This window comes from Bacillus cereus group sp. MYBK95-2 (genome assembly GCF_051915225.1).
In the GTDB taxonomy this organism is placed as follows: Bacteria; Bacillota; Bacilli; order Bacillales; family Bacillaceae_G; genus Bacillus_A; species Bacillus_A cereus.
Genome location: NZ_JBQAEH010000003.1, coordinates 583171 through 600723, shown reverse-complemented (window position 1 = coordinate 600723; position 17553 = coordinate 583171). Strand labels below are relative to the sequence as shown.

Below are 17553 nucleotides of genomic sequence, written 5' to 3'. Positions count from 1 at the left end.
AAAGAAGATGATTTCCATTCAATATACAACCATCTTCTTTAATAAACCCAATCTTTGTTACAACATTTCATTTTTTAACTTTTTAATCTTCCTAAATAAATTAATAAACGCATATAAATATATACAAACTAAAAACCCAACCATACCTTTATATAATCCTGATTCTGATACTCCAAGAAAACATAAGTAAAACACTGGAATTAACATTACAAACATAATTGCAACGAACTGTATCAATTCAACAAATTTTTGTATCTTCGTTTCTTTGTCTGAATAAATATCAGGTAACTCATTTTCCTCGTCTACTTCTTTACAAAAATAATTCCACTTCGCAAAACTCGTTACATGTTTCCATCCACACATTTCATATATTTCAATATATTCTTTTTGTTTTTCTTTTGAATCTTTATAATCCAGTCTAAAATCCGCTTTATATACTACATCTTTTGGTTCAGTTTTCTTAAACGTATACATTACATTATACTTTTGTAAAGCCCATCCCTTTTGATGCATTTTTCTTAAAAAAGCTTCTTCTTTTTCCAAGCTCCATATCGCAAAAGGTTTGAATACCTTCTTTGTCTCCATTTCCCATTCACTCCCCTAATATACTATTTCCATTCCTTACAGATCTCTGCAATCTGTTATATTCTAGCTCTAACACTTCTCTCCCAAACGGCGTTAACTCATAGCACTTCTTTCTATCTGTAGAGGCAACTTCAACAATTAATTTTTCTTTAAGTAATTTCGTCGTATTCCCGTATAAAGTACCAGGACCGAGCTTTACTTCCCCATTTGTCATCTCTTCTACCATTTGCATAATTCCATATCCGTGCATTGGTTTCACTAGTGATAACAATATGTAATATGTCGCCTCAGTTAACGGAATATATTTTTGCGCCTTCCCATTCATTATAACTACCTCCGATACATCGCCTTATGATATATCGACTTACGATACATCGTATATCGATATTGTATAATTATATTCCAAAATATGCAAGAGTAATTTAATAATTAAATATCCATTTCTTTGAATTAAAAAACCATACAAATTTTCTGAATAATTTGTTAAAATATAGAAATATTAGCTCTTTTATAATGAAAGGAATGGTACATATGGTACATATGATAAATAAATTGAAAGAAAACATCGGATCTGTGTTTGTTGGGAAAGAAAATGTTATTGATCTACTGCTCGTTTCACTTCTTGCTGATGGACATGCACTACTCGAAGACGTGCCTGGTACTGGGAAAACGTTACTGGCAAAAACCATTTCCAAAAGTATTGGTGGTAGTTTTTCTCGCGTTCAATTCACCCCCGATGTACTTCCAAGTGATGTAACAGGTATTGAATACTTCAACCCAAAAACAAGCGAATTCGAATTAAGAATTGGACCAGTTATGACAAACATTTTGCTAGCAGATGAAATTAACCGTGCAATGCCGAGAACGCAGTCGAGTTTGTTAGAAGCGATGGAAGAACGACAAGTGATACTCGAAAAACAATCTACGCCTCTGCCGAAACCGTTCTTTGTTATTGCGACGCAAAACCCAATTGAATCACAAGGGACTTTCCCTCTTCCAGATGCACAGCTTGATCGCTTTTTAATGACGATTTCAATCGGTTATCCTACTCCTGAAGATGAGCTACAAATGATGCGACGTTTTCGGAACGATTTACCATTAGAAAGTGTCACATCTGTCATCTCATTAGAAGATATTTTAGAATCTCAAAAACGAGTAAAAGAAATATTTGTTTCGGAACCGTTAGAACATTACATTATTAAACTTGCTCATGCTACAAGAAATCATGATTATATCGCTAACGGTGTAAGCCCACGTGCCACATTGGCTTTAGTACGTGCTGTTCAAGCTTTAGCCTTTTTACGCGGGAGAGAATATTGCACACCAGAAGATATACAATTGTTAGTTCCTTCTGTTTGGAATCACCGTATCGTCTTATCAATGGAAGGTGCCCTGCGCACGACAAAAAATGATATTATGAAAAGTATTTTAAAAGAAGTTGACGTACCTGTGGAGATTGAGCAAGCATGAATGGACAGCGTGTTGTAACTGTGCCTTTATTTTTTCAACTCCATATTATTCAACTAACCGTTCCAATCGCGTTACTTTTCACATTCTTTTTCCCGCAACGAATGCTTATGTTTCTCTTTTTCTTCTATTATTTATTTGCGATTTTTATTTATAAATATGTCGCTTTCATAGAGAAGAAGTTTCAAATCATAAATGAGAAACAAACTACACGGATTTTTCCTGAGGAATCTGGACAGTTTTTTATTCATTTAAAAAATGGAGCCAGCATACCAATCGTTAATGGTGTTTGTTACTTTCATTTAAATTCGTCCCTTATACCGCATAAAGAGCAAGGCATTGAACAAATATCAAAAACGTTATTCTCTTTCCCATTTTCACAACCTGCACATTCGGCACAAAAATGGGGGTTAACATTAACCGCCACGAAGCGTGGTGTGTTTCAAATTGAACAATTTGAATGTGTATTAAAAGATCCATTTCATCTATTAACTGTACATTTACCTGTTTTTGATAAATTAAGGACTGAAATTATTGTGTATCCTTCTCCTAAAGAAGTAGCAGGTTTGCAAGAACTTCAGCAACTTTTGAATGGATCTTATCGAACGAATTTTTCTTTTTACAATGATGAAACATCTATTATCGGTGTAAAGCGATATGAGCGTGAGTCTTTCCGCTCTATTCATTGGAAGGCATCTGCTAAAATGCAACAATTACAGGCGAAGCAATATGAACCTGTAAAAAATTATAGTTGGACGATTTGTCTTTCTTTAGCTGCCGATCGTGGATTTGGTTGGAAAGATAATGTAGAAGAACTTATTTCATATGCAACATACATTTTCCAGTATGCAACGAAGCACCACATTCCGTTTGAATTGTTTATTAGTGTATTAGCAGAAGGCGGTGCATTACATGTACCGTTAAATGAAGGACAAACACAATATGCAAAAGCTTTAGAAGAATTAGCCCGTATTTCAGATGATAGTACGTTACTTCCGAAACAAGGATTCCTTCATTATGTAAAGAGAAAAAGAGAACGATCGTCTACAATGATATACATTGGTTTACAAAGAAATGAACTCCCTCTTCTCTCGCAGCCAACGTTTCTCATTACTAGTGAAGGGATGGTGGAACCAGTTGAAAACTTGGCTATATCACATTCATGATTTCATTCTGCTCCTTCTGCTTTCATTATTAACAGAAAGAGATGAACTAATTAGTATTGCAATATTTTTAACAACAGGCTATATTGGAGTATTTCTTATTCATAAATTTATGCAGAAAAAAACAACAGGATTTGTAATACTTTTAGTTCTTCAAATCGTTCTTTTCTCTTTATTTTTACCTTTTTCTCTATTTGGCACAATCATATTACCACTATTTTTCTTTATCGTACATGTGGTCGGACCTGGATATCCAGTTCAAAAATCTTTAGGTGGTATTGTATGGTTTGTCGTTTCAGCTATATTTTATGCACCCTTTCCACCGTTGTGGAAACTATTAATGTTAGCCTTGCATCTTATGATTACATTTTGGTTAACCGGGGCCAATCGCAAACAACAACTATTACGTTTTTCTTCTATCATTACGATTGGCTTAATGAGTATATTAATTGTTCAAGTATTTCCTTTCATTCGACTTATTTTTGGTTTTATAACGGAAGTAGTCGCATTAGGCGTCGGCTATGCTTTAATGCCATTAATTAAAGCAGCGGAATTAAAAGATACTGAAGATGTTTGGGCAAATAAAGGACATCTCTTAAAACCAAAAATTGAAGACGGAAAAAAAATTCCTGATTTTGATCCAATACTCATAAATAGCACTACAATAATAGTCTGTACAGCTATCGCTATTTACGTCGTTTGGAAAATAGTAAAAAAACGAAAACATTTAAGTTTACCAAATATGCCCGCCTTCGAATCTACTATCATTACTGATAAAGAAGGAATGAGCCAAAATCGTTTTAAACGAAATAAACCGCCACATAACGAAATTCGGAAGGAAATTTTTAAGCTAGAGAGTAAGTTAACCTCTCCTTTAAATAGAAAACGGGGAGAAACTGTTGAAACTTGGCTAGAAAGAATAAACGATGAAGAAGATGTAAATATTCAAAGTGATATTATTATAGATGCTTATAATACGGTGCGTTATTCAAATGGTGCAAACACTGTACTTCTACATGAATTTAAGGAAGAGATTCATAAGCTTTATGCATATCAAAAAAGTTTGAAGAAACGAAAGAAATAACGTAACAAAAAGACTCCTATATTCATAGGAGTCTTTTTGTACTTCTACGTTGCTTTTTAAATGGAAGCATTCTTCCCTGCTTCAATTTCTAATGACTCTTCATGCCACCAAAGTGTTTCTTCAGGGTCTTCTTTAGCGATTTGGTGTGCTTCTTTTTTCGTTTCTACTGTAGGATATGAACCTTTTAGCGCACGCCCTGAAGTTGTAACGAATAGTACACTAAATACAACTAATCCAATAATACTTACACCTGCTAAATAAAATGCCGGTGCGAGCGGGTTACCAGTTGCATGAACTAAGTATGAACATACAAGCGGTGTTGTTCCACCGAATATCGATACAGAAATATTAAATGAGATCGAAAGTGCTCGATAACGTACATCAGTGAAAAAGAGTGATGGTAATAATGAAGGTAATGTTCCTTCATATACACTTAAGAAGAAACCTAGTACGAAAATACCTGCAAATATAGCTGCAATATGTCCGTTACCTATTAGTAAAAATGCCGGAATTGCAAATACAGTTAAACCAAGTAAACCAATTTGCACAACGCGTTTATTACCAATTTTATCACTTAATTTACCGAAATATAGTGCTAGTGGAATCATAAGTGCCATCGTAATAGAAATAATTAATAAGCCTGTTGTTTCTTCGACTTTAAGTACTTGAGTTAGATAAGAAGGAATATACGAAAGAATCATATAATTTGTAATATTAAAGAAGGCGACAATTACTGTGCTTAATAAGAAGTCTTTTTTGTGATATTTAATAATATCCATGAATGAAAATTGTTCATTGTCTTCAGATTCCTCTTGTGCTTTTTCCATCTCTTCAAAGATTGGAGATTCATCTAGATGACGGCGTAAGTATAAACCGACCAAACCAATTGGTGCAGCTATTAAGAACGGAATACGCCATCCCCAGCTGAGCATTTGCTCATCTGTTAACAATAACGTCAAAATGGTAACAATTACCGATGCAGCAATGTAACCTGAGAGTGTTCCAATTTCAAGACCACTACCGAGTATACCACGCTTTTTATCTGGAGAAGATTCTGCGATATAAACCATTGCTCCTGAATATTCGCCGCCTGTAGAGAAGCCTTGAATCATTCGGGCAACTAAAAGTAGTATTGGTGCCCATACACCAATTTGTTCATAGGTTGGTAGTAATGCGATGAATAATGTAGAAAGTGCCATTAAAATAATAGTAGTACTTAACACGATTTTTCGGCCGTACTTATCTCCTATTCTACCAAAGAATACACCTCCGATTGGTCGAACGAGAAAGGCTGCTGCAAATGTACCGAATGTAAGTACAAGTTGCAATCCACTATTATCAACACCAGAGAAGAATAATTGACTTAAAATTACCGCTAAATACGCGTATAATCCGAAGTCAAACCACTCCATTGCGTTCCCTATACCAGTAGCAATTACTGCTTTCCTGGCTTGTTTAGGATTAACAATATTAACGTCTTGAGGTTCAAAATTTAAATCATTATTTTGTTGCATATAATAAAACAGCTCCTTATTTAATTTAACTTCTTTAAGCACACCTTCTCTTATTGAATAAAATTAATTCGAAGCACTTAAGGAAAAGCAACGTCTCCTTATCTGTTATTATTATTTCACATAATTAATTATTTGTCCAATTAAATGCTCTTTTTATATAAAATTAAACCCTGTTTAACTTGTTATAGAATGACGTTCAGCTTATATAACACATACCTTTACACTACAAATGAAACTTTCATTTATTTATATTTATAACGTTTCTATAATTGCTTCCTTTAACCTAGAAATTAGTAACTTTTACTAAAGATTTGCATATATTTAAAAAGTGAACTCATTAGCTCGAATTTTGTCTTATTACATTCAACTATAGTATTATTATAGATTTAAAGGAGGCTATTTTATGTTGGAAATAATACTTTTACTTGCTACTGTTTCTTTTCTCTTCATTATTTCTGGATTTTTCATTACCTTAAAACAATATAAAGAAATAAAAAATATAAAGACTATATTAACTACAAAAAAAGAAAATGAGAAAACTACATCCAAAAACTCAATCCCTATGCAATTAGACCTTAGCGTTCTCAATAATTTACTCGCGTCTGGAATAAATAAAGGTTCCAATTCAAGTAATGAAAATTCTAAGTCTGATAAAACTAAATAGTGGTTACGTATATAATAAAATATATATCTCCTATTTTATCTAACCTTATTAATAACTACCTCTGATTAAAAAGGAGACTACTTATGTGTAAAAATCCGATTTCTATTATTATTCGTATACAGCATAACATAAAAGTTTTACCTGAAATTTTGAAAGCCTGTGAACAACTACACCCTTTAGAAATCATCCTTACTATTAACGGATATATCGATGATTCCATTGATATTGCACAATCTTACAATTGTAAAATTATCACATTAGAAGAACCGTCAGAATTAAATAATTGTTATGTAATTGGTGCCACAAAAGCAAAGGGTAAGTACCTCTTATTTTTAGATGCAAATTACATTATCCAATCTTCCTTACTTACACAATTTCTTCAACCATTACTAGACGAATCAGCTGACATAGTATTAAACAATTTAGATGACTTTTTTTATCAAAAGCAAAAGCCAACTATAGAAATGATTTGGCAGCAGGTTACGAATCATTTTTTTCATCGTCCAGATTTACATGTTAACTCACTATTATTTCCTCCCTATGCAATAACAAAAGAGATTCTTGATGCAATTACTCCAGAAAGTTTATTAAATCCGATATTGGCACAAATGAAAATTATTAAAAATAAATTTCGCATTAGCAATCATTTTAAAATTTCTATACCGCAAATTCCCTCCTTCCCCTCAAAACAACTCATTCGTTATCACCTAGAAGCAATTGAAAATTGGATAAATATATTACAAAATTCAAGAGGAAACTATACTGATAATAATCGAAGGCGAGATATTATTTTAGAACTTCAAAACGGCGAACAAAGAGCTATACCCAAAATAATTACAGGTAAAAAGTTTTATTCAAATACTTATGGAAATAAACAATTATCCATCATTATCCCTGTTCAAAATGAAGAAAAAACGATAGAATCTATCATTTTTGAGGTGCAGAAATTAAAACCTTTAGAAATCATCATTATTGTTAATGGATCAACAGATAAAACAGAGGAATTGGCGAAGAATTGCGGTGCAACAGTTATTACTTACAAAGAAGCACTCGGCATTGATACCGGACGTGCCGTTGGTGCATATTTTGCAAAAGGTGATATATTATTATTTATTGATGGTGATTTCTTAATTCCTAGTTCTGATTTATTACCATTTGTACAATCTGTTCAAAATGGAAACGATTTAGCTTTAAATAAATTAGAGCACTACTACATGTATCGTGTTCCTTATACTATCGTAACTGCATGTAAGCATGTTGTTAATTTAGCATGTAATCGAAAAGATTTAGGTATGGGCTCCACAACTGCTGTCCCTCATGCTTTTAGTCGAAAATGCATTGATACAATTGGGTTTGATTCTCTTCTTTCACCAACCTTAAGTCAAGTTAAAACAATTTTAGCAGGATTGCATGTACAAAATGTTCATTCTATCGACGTTGACAAGATAAATCGAGTTCGACCAGAAAAACACTTCTCGCAGGAAGGCTACCTTTCATTAGCAACGCAACAAATCATTGGTGATCATATAGAAGCAATTTCTTACCTCATCGAACAAAAAAGAAACACTGAATGCTTTTAATTGTATATTCTTACCACCAAATAATATATGAATTCATTTTAAATATATAGCAAAATAAAAAAAGATGGTTGTAACCATCTTTTTTATTTTTACATTAGATCAAAAGAAAAGTAGCAGGCAGGCTTTTCATTTCTGTATCTTTCTTAAGAAGTTTGAAAATAGAGGCTTGTTAATGAAGAGTCAACACTTAAATCATCTTTTAGTGCAATTGAGAAACATGCAACTAATGGTAAAGTAATAACAATTGATCCACTAGGACTAATTACAATAGTAGGACTTGTCCCACATGTGCCTCCACAATCGACTACTGCATCAATTCCACTACCAGGGGTAATTGTAATTTTAAGACACACATCTAAACAAACATTATTCGTAGTACATGCCATAACTCTCCCTCCTTTCTTTTAACAATATATGCAGTTAATTAAATTTGGACACGACTCTCTTACTAAGTCTTATAAATTAGATGTTATTTTATTATTAACTGCATAGAAAATTAACGTTTTATTAAACTATCTAAATCAACTAAAAAACTCAAATCATCCTTTACTGAAATAGAAACACATGCAATAAACGGTATTACATTAAAATTAGATAAACATTCATCATTGCACCTTACGAATATTTCTGCCCCACCATTTGGATTGACTTTAGTTTCTAAAGAAATATGAAAACAACTTTTATTGATGCAAGACAAGATATTCCCTCCTTTCTTATATCTAATATCAATTTATCCAAAAATAAAAATACCGTTACAACTTTATTTACTCTTTACCTTCCATACTTAAAATAAAAAAGATAAAAGCTTCTTCATATATATAAAGAAGCCTTTACCTTTTAGTTACTTGTTCATTTACTATCAGTCAGTGAAACATGCTCTTCACTTGTACCTGAGCTAAAAATAATAAAAATTTTTGATTTTAGTTTCATTGCAATACTAAATATCGTCAAGTTGCATAAATGAAATGTTTAAGTTACTCATTCAATAGACAAATTTACCTTTTAAAATAAATCTTTAAAATCCTTATTCTTCAATAAATATGAAAGTCCTTCTAAATGATCCCCAGTAATTCTCAATACAGCTGGTGGATGTCCTATCGTCGCAAAATGCTCTTGTGGCCGAATACGATTTGGTTTCATTACATCTACAAAATGGACACATTCGACTTTATACCCTTCTAATATTGCCTTTACTTGTGCAACACACGCTGTGTGAAGAGTGTCCCAGCCAATTCCCTCTAAACATTTTCTACTAATAGCATGGGGAACAGCAATTGTAGATCCTACCCCTAAATCTTTACGGTTACAAGCAATATTCAACATATATTTATATAAACTTACAATATATAGAGGAAATCTAAGATTTAAATTTAAATCATTTAAAACCATATCAACACCATCCGCAACAGCTTGCGTTAACGGATGAAGATCTTTTGCTGGAATAGCAAAATCAGCATCAATAAAGAGAAGTATATCTCCTGTCGCTTCTTGTGCACCAATTGCCCGTCCTACATCATGCCCTAATCTTTCTTCATAAACAATTACTGTTGCCCCTGATTGCTTAGCAATTGCTTCTGTTTGATCTGTTGACCCATTAATGACAACAATTATTTCTTTCGGTTCAATTTTTCTTGCCTCAAGAATAACTTCTTTAATCGTTGATTCTTCATTTTGTGCTGGTATAATAATTGATAACTGTTTTCCATTATAAATAGAGGAATTCATTCCCCATCCTTTATGGAAACGTGAATAATTCTTTTGGTTTTTTAACTGCTCTATAATTTCTCTTTTTCTTCCTCCATCTGTATAATTACCTCTATCATCTTTTCGTTGTAACCAACTCTCCAAAGCTTTTATATTTTCTTTAATCTCATATACTTCTAATTTAGTTAATCCATTTTTATAGAAAGAGGTTTTGTTTGCAGGCATATTATTCAAGGAGGTGTTAGTGATGGCTGACGAGGATTGTAGTCGCCACCCTTTCTCAATAAGAGTTACTTGGGACAGAATAGGGTTCTGCAAGATATCATATCCAATGTCTTCAATTGCTTTTTTAGTAATAGCATATGGCATAGATAACATCGAATCATATTTTAAATCCATACGCCCCAATACATCGTTTACTATTTTTCTATACACCATAGCAATGCTTGGCCATTCTACTCTCATCTTTTCAAAACAAACCGAGTCTATATTATTTAAAATTACATCCTGTTCCTTTTTTAGTATCGGTTCTATAAATCGTTCTAATTCTACCGAAAAAATAACATCTTCTCCATTTAAAAATAAGACTACATCACCATTGGCGACTTTTGCCCCATGAACTGGTGCTTTCCATTTACTTTTCTCCTCAATCACAACAACGTTACTTTCAACAAATGTTGGTATAGATTGTATCGCACTCATTCTATCATCAGCTACAATAATAATTTCTAGTGGTTTTATATGCTGCACTTTATTTAAAATTTGATTCAATTTTGATTTTTCTTCTCCTAAAACTATAACAACTGATAGGTCCACTTCTTTTTGTTCTTCTTTTACAGTCTGATTAGGTTTTACTTTTTTTATATATTCAATTGTTTCACTCTTCCCTACAGCTGCATGCCCTGCTTTTTTATCAAAATATAATTCAATTATAATTTGATTTACTTCCGTGTCTTTATCAAGTTGCTCTAATTCGGAAATAAATGGTAGCAAATGATTTTGCACATCAAATTCACACGCGAAATTTTGTAAAAAATAAATATTCGGTACATATTTAATGTGATTAAAAAATTTCACAACATTAATTCTTTCGCCAAATTTCTCTTCAACTTCTTCTCTTGATAAATTTGGATAAGACAAATCGAAAACTAGATTTATTGGTACAGGTATCCATTTTAATAAATTTGTTTGAGGATTATTAATGAAAGCTGTGGAGCCCTTAACGAATCCAGCTAAAATTAAAGACATAAATCCTCCCCCAGAACTGCCATAAAACAACACATTTTTCGAATCAACTTTTAACTTTACAAATACTATTTCTAAAATATTTGCTATATCTTGTAAATAAAATCTATTTAACTCTCCCTGTCCCCAACCTAAAGATAATTTTCCAAGATATAACGTAGGGTCATTATAATATATAACAGTATCTTCAAATTCATCCATCCAAGAATGTCGATGAAAAATAGGTGGACCAATTGGCTGTTCTTGAAACCCACCTGCTCCGGATCCAAAAACAATAGTGTTAGAAGCATCGGGCTTAATACGAATTAAAAATTCATACGTTACTTTATCCCAATCAACCTTGAGTATAAATGGTTCTGTAATTTGAAAATCCATTTGCCATAATTGTTCATATGAAATGTTAATTATTTTATACTGGTCTAACAGTTTAATCACCCTTTCCATCCATTTCGAGTTGTTCTATCAAGTAAGAGAGAGCTTCAACGTGATCACCAATGATTCTTAATACTGCCGGAGGATGCCCCTTGTGACTTACATTCTCCATTAAACGAATTCTATTCGGTTTTACAACATCAACGTAATGTACACATTCTACTCTATACCCTTGTAATATTGCTTTTACTTGTGCAAGACTAGGGCATAGTAAGCTTTCCCAGCCTATTGCATCTAAACATGATCTACTCATAGCATGTGGAATTGCTACTAATGAGCCATTGCTTAATTCTGGACGATTATATGCTAAATTAAGCATATATTTTACGACGTCTACAACATAAAACGGAGGGTGTAACATCGGATTCAAATCATTTAATGCTATGTCTACACCAGCTGAAACTGCTTTTGTAAAATGATGCAAATTACTTCCTGAAACACTAAAATCACCATCAATAAATAAAAGAATATCTCCTGTAGCTTCAAGCGCTCCAATAGCACGTCCAACATTATGACCAAGTCGTTCGTTATATTCAATAATAGTAACACCAAGTCTTTTAGCAATATTAGCTGTTTGATCTGTCGAACCATTTACAACGACGATGATTTCTAGTGGTTCTATTTTTCTCGCCTCAAGTATTACTTGTTCTATAGTCTCTTCTTCATTTTGTACTGGTATAATGACAGAAAGTTGCTTCCCATCATAAATTGAAGAATGCATTCCCCACCCTTGATGATAGGAAGGGTATCGCTTACATTCACCTAGTTTTTGAACAATATCTCTTCTTTTTCCTGCATCAGTAAACCCTACTCTTCTTCCTTTTTTCTCTATCCATTTAGCTATACCGCGTAAATATCTTTCTACTTTCTCTTTTTCATTTTTGGATAACTCTTTTTTTATTAAATATCCTCCTTCCTCTATAGTCTCATCTTTAGATAACGTATTGATTGCATATTGATCGTTAATCCGCCACCCTTGATTCACAATCTTCATATGAGATAGAACGATATCTTCCATATAATTAAAGCCGATATTTTCCACTACTTCCTTCGTAAGCGCATATGGTAACGAAAGTATTGAATTGCTTTTTAAATCTGGTCGACTTAAAATTTCATTTAACATTTTTCTCCATACAATATCCATATTTTGACATTTACCTATTTCTATCAATTTATCTATTTTATTTAAAACTACATCGGCTTGATTTGTAACAATTGGCTCAATAAATCTCTGCATTTCATTTGTGGATAACGAAAAATTGCCATCTAAAAATAATAAAACTTCTCCTTTTGCTGCCTTTATACAAGCTCCATATCCATCATAATGCTTATTATATTTGTCCATAAAAACAATATGACATTTATGTTTCTTTGCTATTTCATACAAATTACTTCTATCGTTAGGAACTAAAATTATAATTTCAAGAGGATTTAGCTTCCATATAGATTGAATTGACTCTTCTAATATTTGCTCTCTTTCACTGTACAAAATAATAACCGTTAACGATTTCATTACACGCCCCCTTTACACATCATGTGACATAAAATATTAAGTATTACCATTTCCTATGAATTTGCTACTTTATTAACATATTCAAAAGTGAATTATACTGTGTGAAAACAAACGTCTATTTTTAAAAATATAAGTTCTGCACTTACCTCCTTTCTCTTATCATTGTTTGTTACAACTCTCACCATAAAAAACAAAAAAAGTCCTAATTTCTTTAGGACTTTTTTAAATAAATTTATCAATATTATTAATTTTATATACTACCTTTTTCCATGTTATACCGCGATCTTTTGTAGTAAATATTTCTTTTTTATTACACGCCCAACCTTTACGCCGATTAAAAAAATGCAAACAAAATACATTTTTTAACAATGGATTGCTTGATACTTTAATCCATTTTGCTCCTTTTTTTATTATTTGATACACACTTCCATTTTCACTATTTATAACCCAGCCATAATAGGAACTAAAAAACGAAACAGCCACTTTACTAGTATTTATTGTTTTATTTGAAATATGCCACGAATTCCCCTTATCAAATGAGTAATTCATTAAAAATACATCATCATTCTTTTTAGTTGGTATTACTAATAATTTATTTTTATAGATTGCTTTATAAGCCATAGCAGTCCCATTGTTAATTCCTTCAAGACTTGGAATATCTTTTATAGGATGCCAACTTTCCCCACCATTTATTGTTTTAAATACCGTTGATGTTTCATAATGTTTTTGTAATGAAATAAACCCAATTAGATCGTTTATAAATGTTATCCCTGAAATACTATCACTAATACTTATATTTTTTATTACTTTCCAAACTTTCCCTTTCGTTTTCAAATAGTATAAATTATGTTCAAATTTATTTGATGCAAGCTTTCTAGATAATACAATCCATATACTATCCATATTCGTAGCATGCAATTGCACTTGAACATCAGTCGATTTCTCCCAATCTTCTTCAACCGGTAAAATAAACTCACTCCACCTTTCTCCTCTATTAACTGTATAAAATATAGCTGGCAATAAATCGTCATTCTTTTTTGTTAAACCATATGCCCAAGAGCTTCGAGCGTTTATTGGATACCCAAATAATACAATTGAATTAAGAGGATTGACAACATCCCATTCTACTCCTCTATTTTGAGTATATAAGATAGCCTGCTTTTTATTTGTATATTGAATACTAGCCCAACCATATTTATCCGTTCTCATTTGTAAAGAAGTAAATTGAATATCCTTATTTTCCAATATATCACCTCATTCTTATTATTTATATATTCGTATGCTGTTATTTTCAAAACGTTCTATCATTAGTTATTTAAACCACCCGCTTTATCTACTATCTTTATACTTACTTTCCCTTTTCTTCACCACTCAAATATAACGAAATTCCTTCTATTTTTCCGTTATCATATACAAACGACTGTATTTTACAAAATTCAACTATAAAAAATGCACCCCAATTGTAAACTATCCCCAACAATTAGAGTGCACTTTATATAAAATATAGCTTTAATTTTTAAGCACTTACTACAGCAGCAACTTTATCTAAACAAATAATAAACTGATTCATAAATGCGTCAATTTCCTCTTTCGTAATAATATACGGCGGAAGTAATCGAATAATATTCCCTTGTGTTACATCGACTAACATTCCTTTATTCATTAGCTCAACCTGTAATTTCTTCACATTTTCATTCGTATCATTCAGACTAATTCCAAACATCATGCCAGCATGACGCACTTCCTGTATATAATAAGAATTTTCTTTCTGAATGTCTTGCAGTTTGTCATTCAAATATAGTGACGTTTCATAAGCTTCTTGCATTAACCCATCATCAAGTAATGTATTTAATACCGTTAAACCTAAAGCTGTTCCCATTGATGAATGAGCAAACGTTGTCCCGTGATCTCCTGGTGAAAATACATCACATAACTTTTCACCTACAATAATTCCTCCTAGCGGTATCCCGCCTCCTGCTCCTTTACCAATTTGAATAATGTCCGGTGTGATATTAAAATTTTGATAAGCAAATAGTTTTCCCGTTCGACCCATACCACTTTGAACTTCATCAACGACAAGAAGTACATTATATTTTTCACATAAATTTTGAACACCATGCAAATATTTACTTGATAAAGGATAAATTCCCCCACTTCCTAAAACAGGCTCTAGCATAATCGCAATTGGTTTTTCTTTAATAATGGTCTCCTCTAATTGGTCTATATTCTCACGCTCTACTTCGTATACAGGAATAGATGTTTTAGGGAAATTTTGATATACCTTTTCTTGTCTCGTAAAATGTAGTGCCCCTAACGTCCTCCCGTGAAAACTATCTTTTAACACAACTACTCCGTCACGCTCTTCATTCGCAATAGATCTATATTTATCAATTAATTTTAATGTCGTTTCTGTCGCTTCCGTACCAGAGTTTGTAAAAAAGACTTTTCCGCTTTTTAAAGTACACTCTACTAATTTCTTTGCATACTCAATTGCAACTGGGTTTAAGAAATGAAACGGTAAATGCAACGATTTCACAACTTGCTCCATTGTCGTTTGTACAATTTTAGGATGATTGTATCCTAGTACATTTACTCCTACGCCAGAAAATAAATCTAAATACTCTTTACCATCTACATCATATAGTTTACATCCTTCTCCTCTTTCCATTGCAACCTCTGTCCGACAATATGTAGACATCATATATTCTTTATCTAATTGAAACCAATCCGACATGTTAAATTCCTCCTAGTTATTTTTCCTTTTTTAACGTTTATTCTCTATATAATCGTTTATAAATTAAGTTTTAAGATTGAAATTTTAATAGTGGTTTTCTTCCACATTTTTTTTTAAAACGTGTGCTTTCTCTTCCCGATATTCATTTTTCCATAATTTCTTCTATTTCAACAGGTCCACTACATATGTGTTTTTTTCATCTAGCGGTATGTTACTGCTTTGAACTTTGTATGTCATACATAATCGAGACTATAAAATCATATTTAGTAACAATCGACGAAAAAATTTGGAGGCTATATCGATGAATGAAAAATATGATAAACATAGGAAAGAATTATTAGAAGAAGACTTTAATAAACATCGAGAACTTACTGAACCAGCTAAATTTCACTCTCAAACAGTTGGTTCACGTGGACCTGTACTAGAGCAAGATAGTGTACTGCATGAGTCATTACAACAATTTATTCATGAAAAAATTTTAGAAAGACCTGTTCATGTAAAAGGATTTGGTGCGTTCGGTTATTTTCAAACGATATATTCGATGTCTGAACATACTAAATTAAGTTTTTTACAAAATTCTAATGAGAAAGTTCCTGTTATGGTTCGATTTTCGTTAGCTGTTAGTACGAAAGGAACACCGGATACTGCTAGAAATGTACGCGGTTTTTCCACAAAATTTTATTCAAAAGAAGGCATTTTTGACCTTTTATGTAATCACATTCCTGTTTTTTCTGTCCGTGATCCAATGCGTTTCCCTGAAACGATTCAAGCATTATTGCCTTCACCTAAAAATAACTTAATAGACCCTAATAGATTTTGGAGTTTTGTCGCTAAAGCACCTGAATCTATTCATTTTGTTGTCCGTTTATATTCTAATAATGGTACGGCCAAAAGTCTTCGCCACATTCCAGGACATAGTGTTAATACATACGTATGGAGAAATGCGGAAGGTAATCGAAAGTATGTAAAGTATCATTGGTACCCATTTGAAGGTGTACAGTACATTACTAGTAAAGAAGCAATTAAATTAGCTGCTGAAAATCCTGATTATAGCGGGAAAGATTTATATGATGCTATTGAAAATGGTAAACCAGTGGAGTATGGTTTATACGTCCAGCTCATGGATCCGAAAGATGAAGCGCACCTTTCTTATGATCCTTTAGATGACACAAAAGTATGGGATGAACAGACGTATCCTCTCATACCAGTCGGGAAAATGGTATTAAATAAAAATCCTGAAAATTTTATGGAACAAGTAGAAAAGGTCGCATTCTCTCCTTCTAATTTACTGGATGGTGCAGAACTATCAGATGATAAAATGCTGCAAGGGCGCGCTAACATTTACAGTGATTCACAAAGAAGAAGAATCGGTCCAGAATTTCGCAAATTAACGATTAACCAGCAGCAAGATTGGACACCTGCTAATCAAATTACAACCGGTGAAGGAAGGTACGTTGAAGGTAAACTTGAAAGAACTTCTATAATGAAACAGGATGACTTTACGCAGGCTGGTGAATTTTATACGAAGTTACAGCCAATAGAAAAAGAACATCTCGCTGAAAACTTAGCTAGTGATTTGAAAGTTATATCCGATGATATTAGGGAGATCGTTTTGGGGTATTTCAATCAAGTATCAACTGATTTGAAAACAAGCATTGAGACAAAAATGAAAGAGCATTAAGAAGATTAAAACATGCTTTACGAATGAGAATTCAAATCTATATTAATTATTTTCTTGTCAAAATCCAATGAGGTTATTTAATTTGAAAATATAAAGCCAACATATCCCTGTTCTATAATTAGAACAGGGATATGTTGGCTTAGTTTAATGTTTAACATTACATACTTTATTTCGCTAAAAAATGCGA

General features: G+C 32.4%; 15 protein-coding genes. 6 read left to right on the top strand and 9 right to left on the bottom strand.

Annotated features, from left to right (window positions below; all coding sequences use genetic code 11):
* Positions 1 to 57 precede the first annotated feature (57 nt).
* Both ACTFN4_RS14405 and ACTFN4_RS14400 read right to left on the bottom strand, forming a co-directional pair.
* Positions 58 to 585, bottom strand: coding sequence for a DUF2812 domain-containing protein (locus ACTFN4_RS14405; RefSeq protein ID WP_439962480.1), 528 nt, complete (start codon positions 583 to 585; stop codon positions 58 to 60).
* Positions 586 to 592: 7 nt separating this feature from the next.
* Positions 593 to 910 carry a PadR family transcriptional regulator gene (locus tag ACTFN4_RS14400; protein WP_001013435.1) on the bottom strand — a complete coding sequence of 106 codons (318 nt, stop codon included), beginning with the start codon at positions 908 to 910 and terminating at the stop codon, positions 593 to 595.
* Positions 911 to 1107: 197 nt separating this feature from the next.
* On the opposite strand from ACTFN4_RS14400, the gene ACTFN4_RS14395 reads away from it, so the two are divergent.
* From ACTFN4_RS14395 to ACTFN4_RS14385, 3 genes are read left to right on the top strand one after another with little or no spacing between them, the layout of a single operon-like run.
* Positions 1108 to 2055 carry an AAA family ATPase gene (locus ACTFN4_RS14395; protein ID WP_439962493.1) on the top strand — a complete coding sequence of 316 codons (948 nt, stop codon included), beginning with the start codon at positions 1108 to 1110 and terminating at the stop codon, positions 2053 to 2055.
* Positions 2052 to 3218, top strand: a complete 1167-nt coding sequence (locus ACTFN4_RS14390; RefSeq protein ID WP_001014398.1) for a DUF58 domain-containing protein — start codon at positions 2052 to 2054, stop codon at positions 3216 to 3218. The genes ACTFN4_RS14395 and ACTFN4_RS14390 overlap by 4 nt, the downstream gene beginning before the upstream one ends.
* On the top strand, positions 3190 to 4299 hold the full coding sequence (locus ACTFN4_RS14385) for a DUF4018 domain-containing protein (protein WP_259591586.1): 1110 nt from the start codon (positions 3190 to 3192) through the stop codon (positions 4297 to 4299). The genes ACTFN4_RS14390 and ACTFN4_RS14385 overlap by 29 nt, the downstream gene beginning before the upstream one ends.
* A gap of 56 nt (positions 4300 to 4355) precedes the next feature.
* On the opposite strand, the gene ACTFN4_RS14380 is transcribed toward ACTFN4_RS14385, so the two are convergent.
* On the bottom strand, positions 4356 to 5813 hold the full coding sequence (locus ACTFN4_RS14380) for an MFS transporter (RefSeq protein ID WP_001186926.1): 1458 nt from the start codon (positions 5811 to 5813) through the stop codon (positions 4356 to 4358).
* 403 nt (positions 5814 to 6216) lie between these two features.
* On the opposite strand from ACTFN4_RS14380, the gene ACTFN4_RS14375 reads away from it, so the two are divergent.
* Both ACTFN4_RS14375 and ACTFN4_RS14370 read left to right on the top strand, forming a co-directional pair.
* Complete coding sequence (locus ACTFN4_RS14375) at positions 6217 to 6477, top strand: hypothetical protein (RefSeq protein WP_000889743.1); 261 nt, start codon at positions 6217 to 6219, stop codon at positions 6475 to 6477.
* Positions 6478 to 6560: 83 nt separating this feature from the next.
* On the top strand, positions 6561 to 8057 hold the full coding sequence (locus tag ACTFN4_RS14370; RefSeq protein ID WP_439962479.1) for a glycosyltransferase: 1497 nt from the start codon (positions 6561 to 6563) through the stop codon (positions 8055 to 8057).
* 143 nt (positions 8058 to 8200) lie between these two features.
* Here the strand turns inward: ACTFN4_RS14370 and ACTFN4_RS14365 are convergent, their stop codons facing one another.
* The 6 genes from ACTFN4_RS14365 to ACTFN4_RS14340 form a co-directional block, all read right to left on the bottom strand.
* The gene (locus ACTFN4_RS14365) at positions 8201 to 8443 is read right to left on the bottom strand and encodes a hypothetical protein (protein ID WP_000752474.1); all 243 of its coding nucleotides are present in this window, start codon (positions 8441 to 8443) and stop codon (positions 8201 to 8203) included.
* Positions 8444 to 8553: 110 nt separating this feature from the next.
* Positions 8554 to 8754, bottom strand: coding sequence for a hypothetical protein (locus ACTFN4_RS14360; RefSeq protein WP_001277646.1), 201 nt, complete (start codon positions 8752 to 8754; stop codon positions 8554 to 8556).
* A 305-nt stretch (positions 8755 to 9059) separates the two neighbouring features.
* Positions 9060 to 11381 (bottom strand): glycosyltransferase, encoded by a 2322-nt coding sequence (locus tag ACTFN4_RS14355; RefSeq protein ID WP_439962492.1) that lies wholly within the window; start codon positions 11379 to 11381, stop codon positions 9060 to 9062.
* Positions 11382 to 11433: 52 nt separating this feature from the next.
* On the bottom strand, positions 11434 to 12951 hold the full coding sequence (locus ACTFN4_RS14350; protein ID WP_439962478.1) for a glycosyltransferase family 2 protein: 1518 nt from the start codon (positions 12949 to 12951) through the stop codon (positions 11434 to 11436).
* Positions 12952 to 13173: 222 nt separating this feature from the next.
* On the bottom strand, positions 13174 to 14196 hold the full coding sequence (locus ACTFN4_RS14345) for a hypothetical protein (RefSeq protein WP_439962477.1): 1023 nt from the start codon (positions 14194 to 14196) through the stop codon (positions 13174 to 13176).
* Positions 14197 to 14467: 271 nt separating this feature from the next.
* On the bottom strand, positions 14468 to 15685 hold the full coding sequence (locus ACTFN4_RS14340; RefSeq protein ID WP_001286474.1) for an aspartate aminotransferase family protein: 1218 nt from the start codon (positions 15683 to 15685) through the stop codon (positions 14468 to 14470).
* Positions 15686 to 15986: 301 nt separating this feature from the next.
* Between ACTFN4_RS14340 and ACTFN4_RS14335 the strand changes: the two genes are divergently transcribed.
* Complete coding sequence (locus ACTFN4_RS14335; RefSeq protein WP_001003610.1) at positions 15987 to 17366, top strand: catalase; 1380 nt, start codon at positions 15987 to 15989, stop codon at positions 17364 to 17366.
* Positions 17367 to 17553 lie beyond the last annotated feature (187 nt).

Bases quoted from the DNA above. Each gene is read 5' to 3' on its own strand.
- ACTFN4_RS14380 (WP_001186926.1), bottom strand. From the start codon at position 5,813: ATGCAACAAAATAATGATTTAAATTTTGAACCTCAAGACGTTAATATT.
- ACTFN4_RS14340 (WP_001286474.1), bottom strand. From the start codon at position 15,685: ATGTCGGATTGGTTTCAATTAGATAAAGAATATATGATGTCTACATAT.
- ACTFN4_RS14350 (WP_439962478.1), bottom strand. From the start codon at position 12,951: ATGAAATCGTTAACGGTTATTATTTTGTACAGTGAAAGAGAGCAAATA.
- ACTFN4_RS14395 (WP_439962493.1), top strand. From the start codon at position 1,108: ATGGTACATATGGTACATATGATAAATAAATTGAAAGAAAACATCGGA.
- ACTFN4_RS14405 (WP_439962480.1), bottom strand. From the start codon at position 585: ATGGAGACAAAGAAGGTATTCAAACCTTTTGCGATATGGAGCTTGGAA.
- ACTFN4_RS14400 (WP_001013435.1), bottom strand. From the start codon at position 910: ATGAATGGGAAGGCGCAAAAATATATTCCGTTAACTGAGGCGACATAT.
- ACTFN4_RS14370 (WP_439962479.1), top strand. From the start codon at position 6,561: ATGTGTAAAAATCCGATTTCTATTATTATTCGTATACAGCATAACATA.
- ACTFN4_RS14390 (WP_001014398.1), top strand. From the start codon at position 2,052: ATGAATGGACAGCGTGTTGTAACTGTGCCTTTATTTTTTCAACTCCAT.
- ACTFN4_RS14355 (WP_439962492.1), bottom strand. From the start codon at position 11,381: ATGGATTTTCAAATTACAGAACCATTTATACTCAAGGTTGATTGGGAT.
- ACTFN4_RS14335 (WP_001003610.1), top strand. From the start codon at position 15,987: ATGAATGAAAAATATGATAAACATAGGAAAGAATTATTAGAAGAAGAC.
- ACTFN4_RS14365 (WP_000752474.1), bottom strand. From the start codon at position 8,443: ATGGCATGTACTACGAATAATGTTTGTTTAGATGTGTGTCTTAAAATT.
- ACTFN4_RS14375 (WP_000889743.1), top strand. From the start codon at position 6,217: ATGTTGGAAATAATACTTTTACTTGCTACTGTTTCTTTTCTCTTCATT.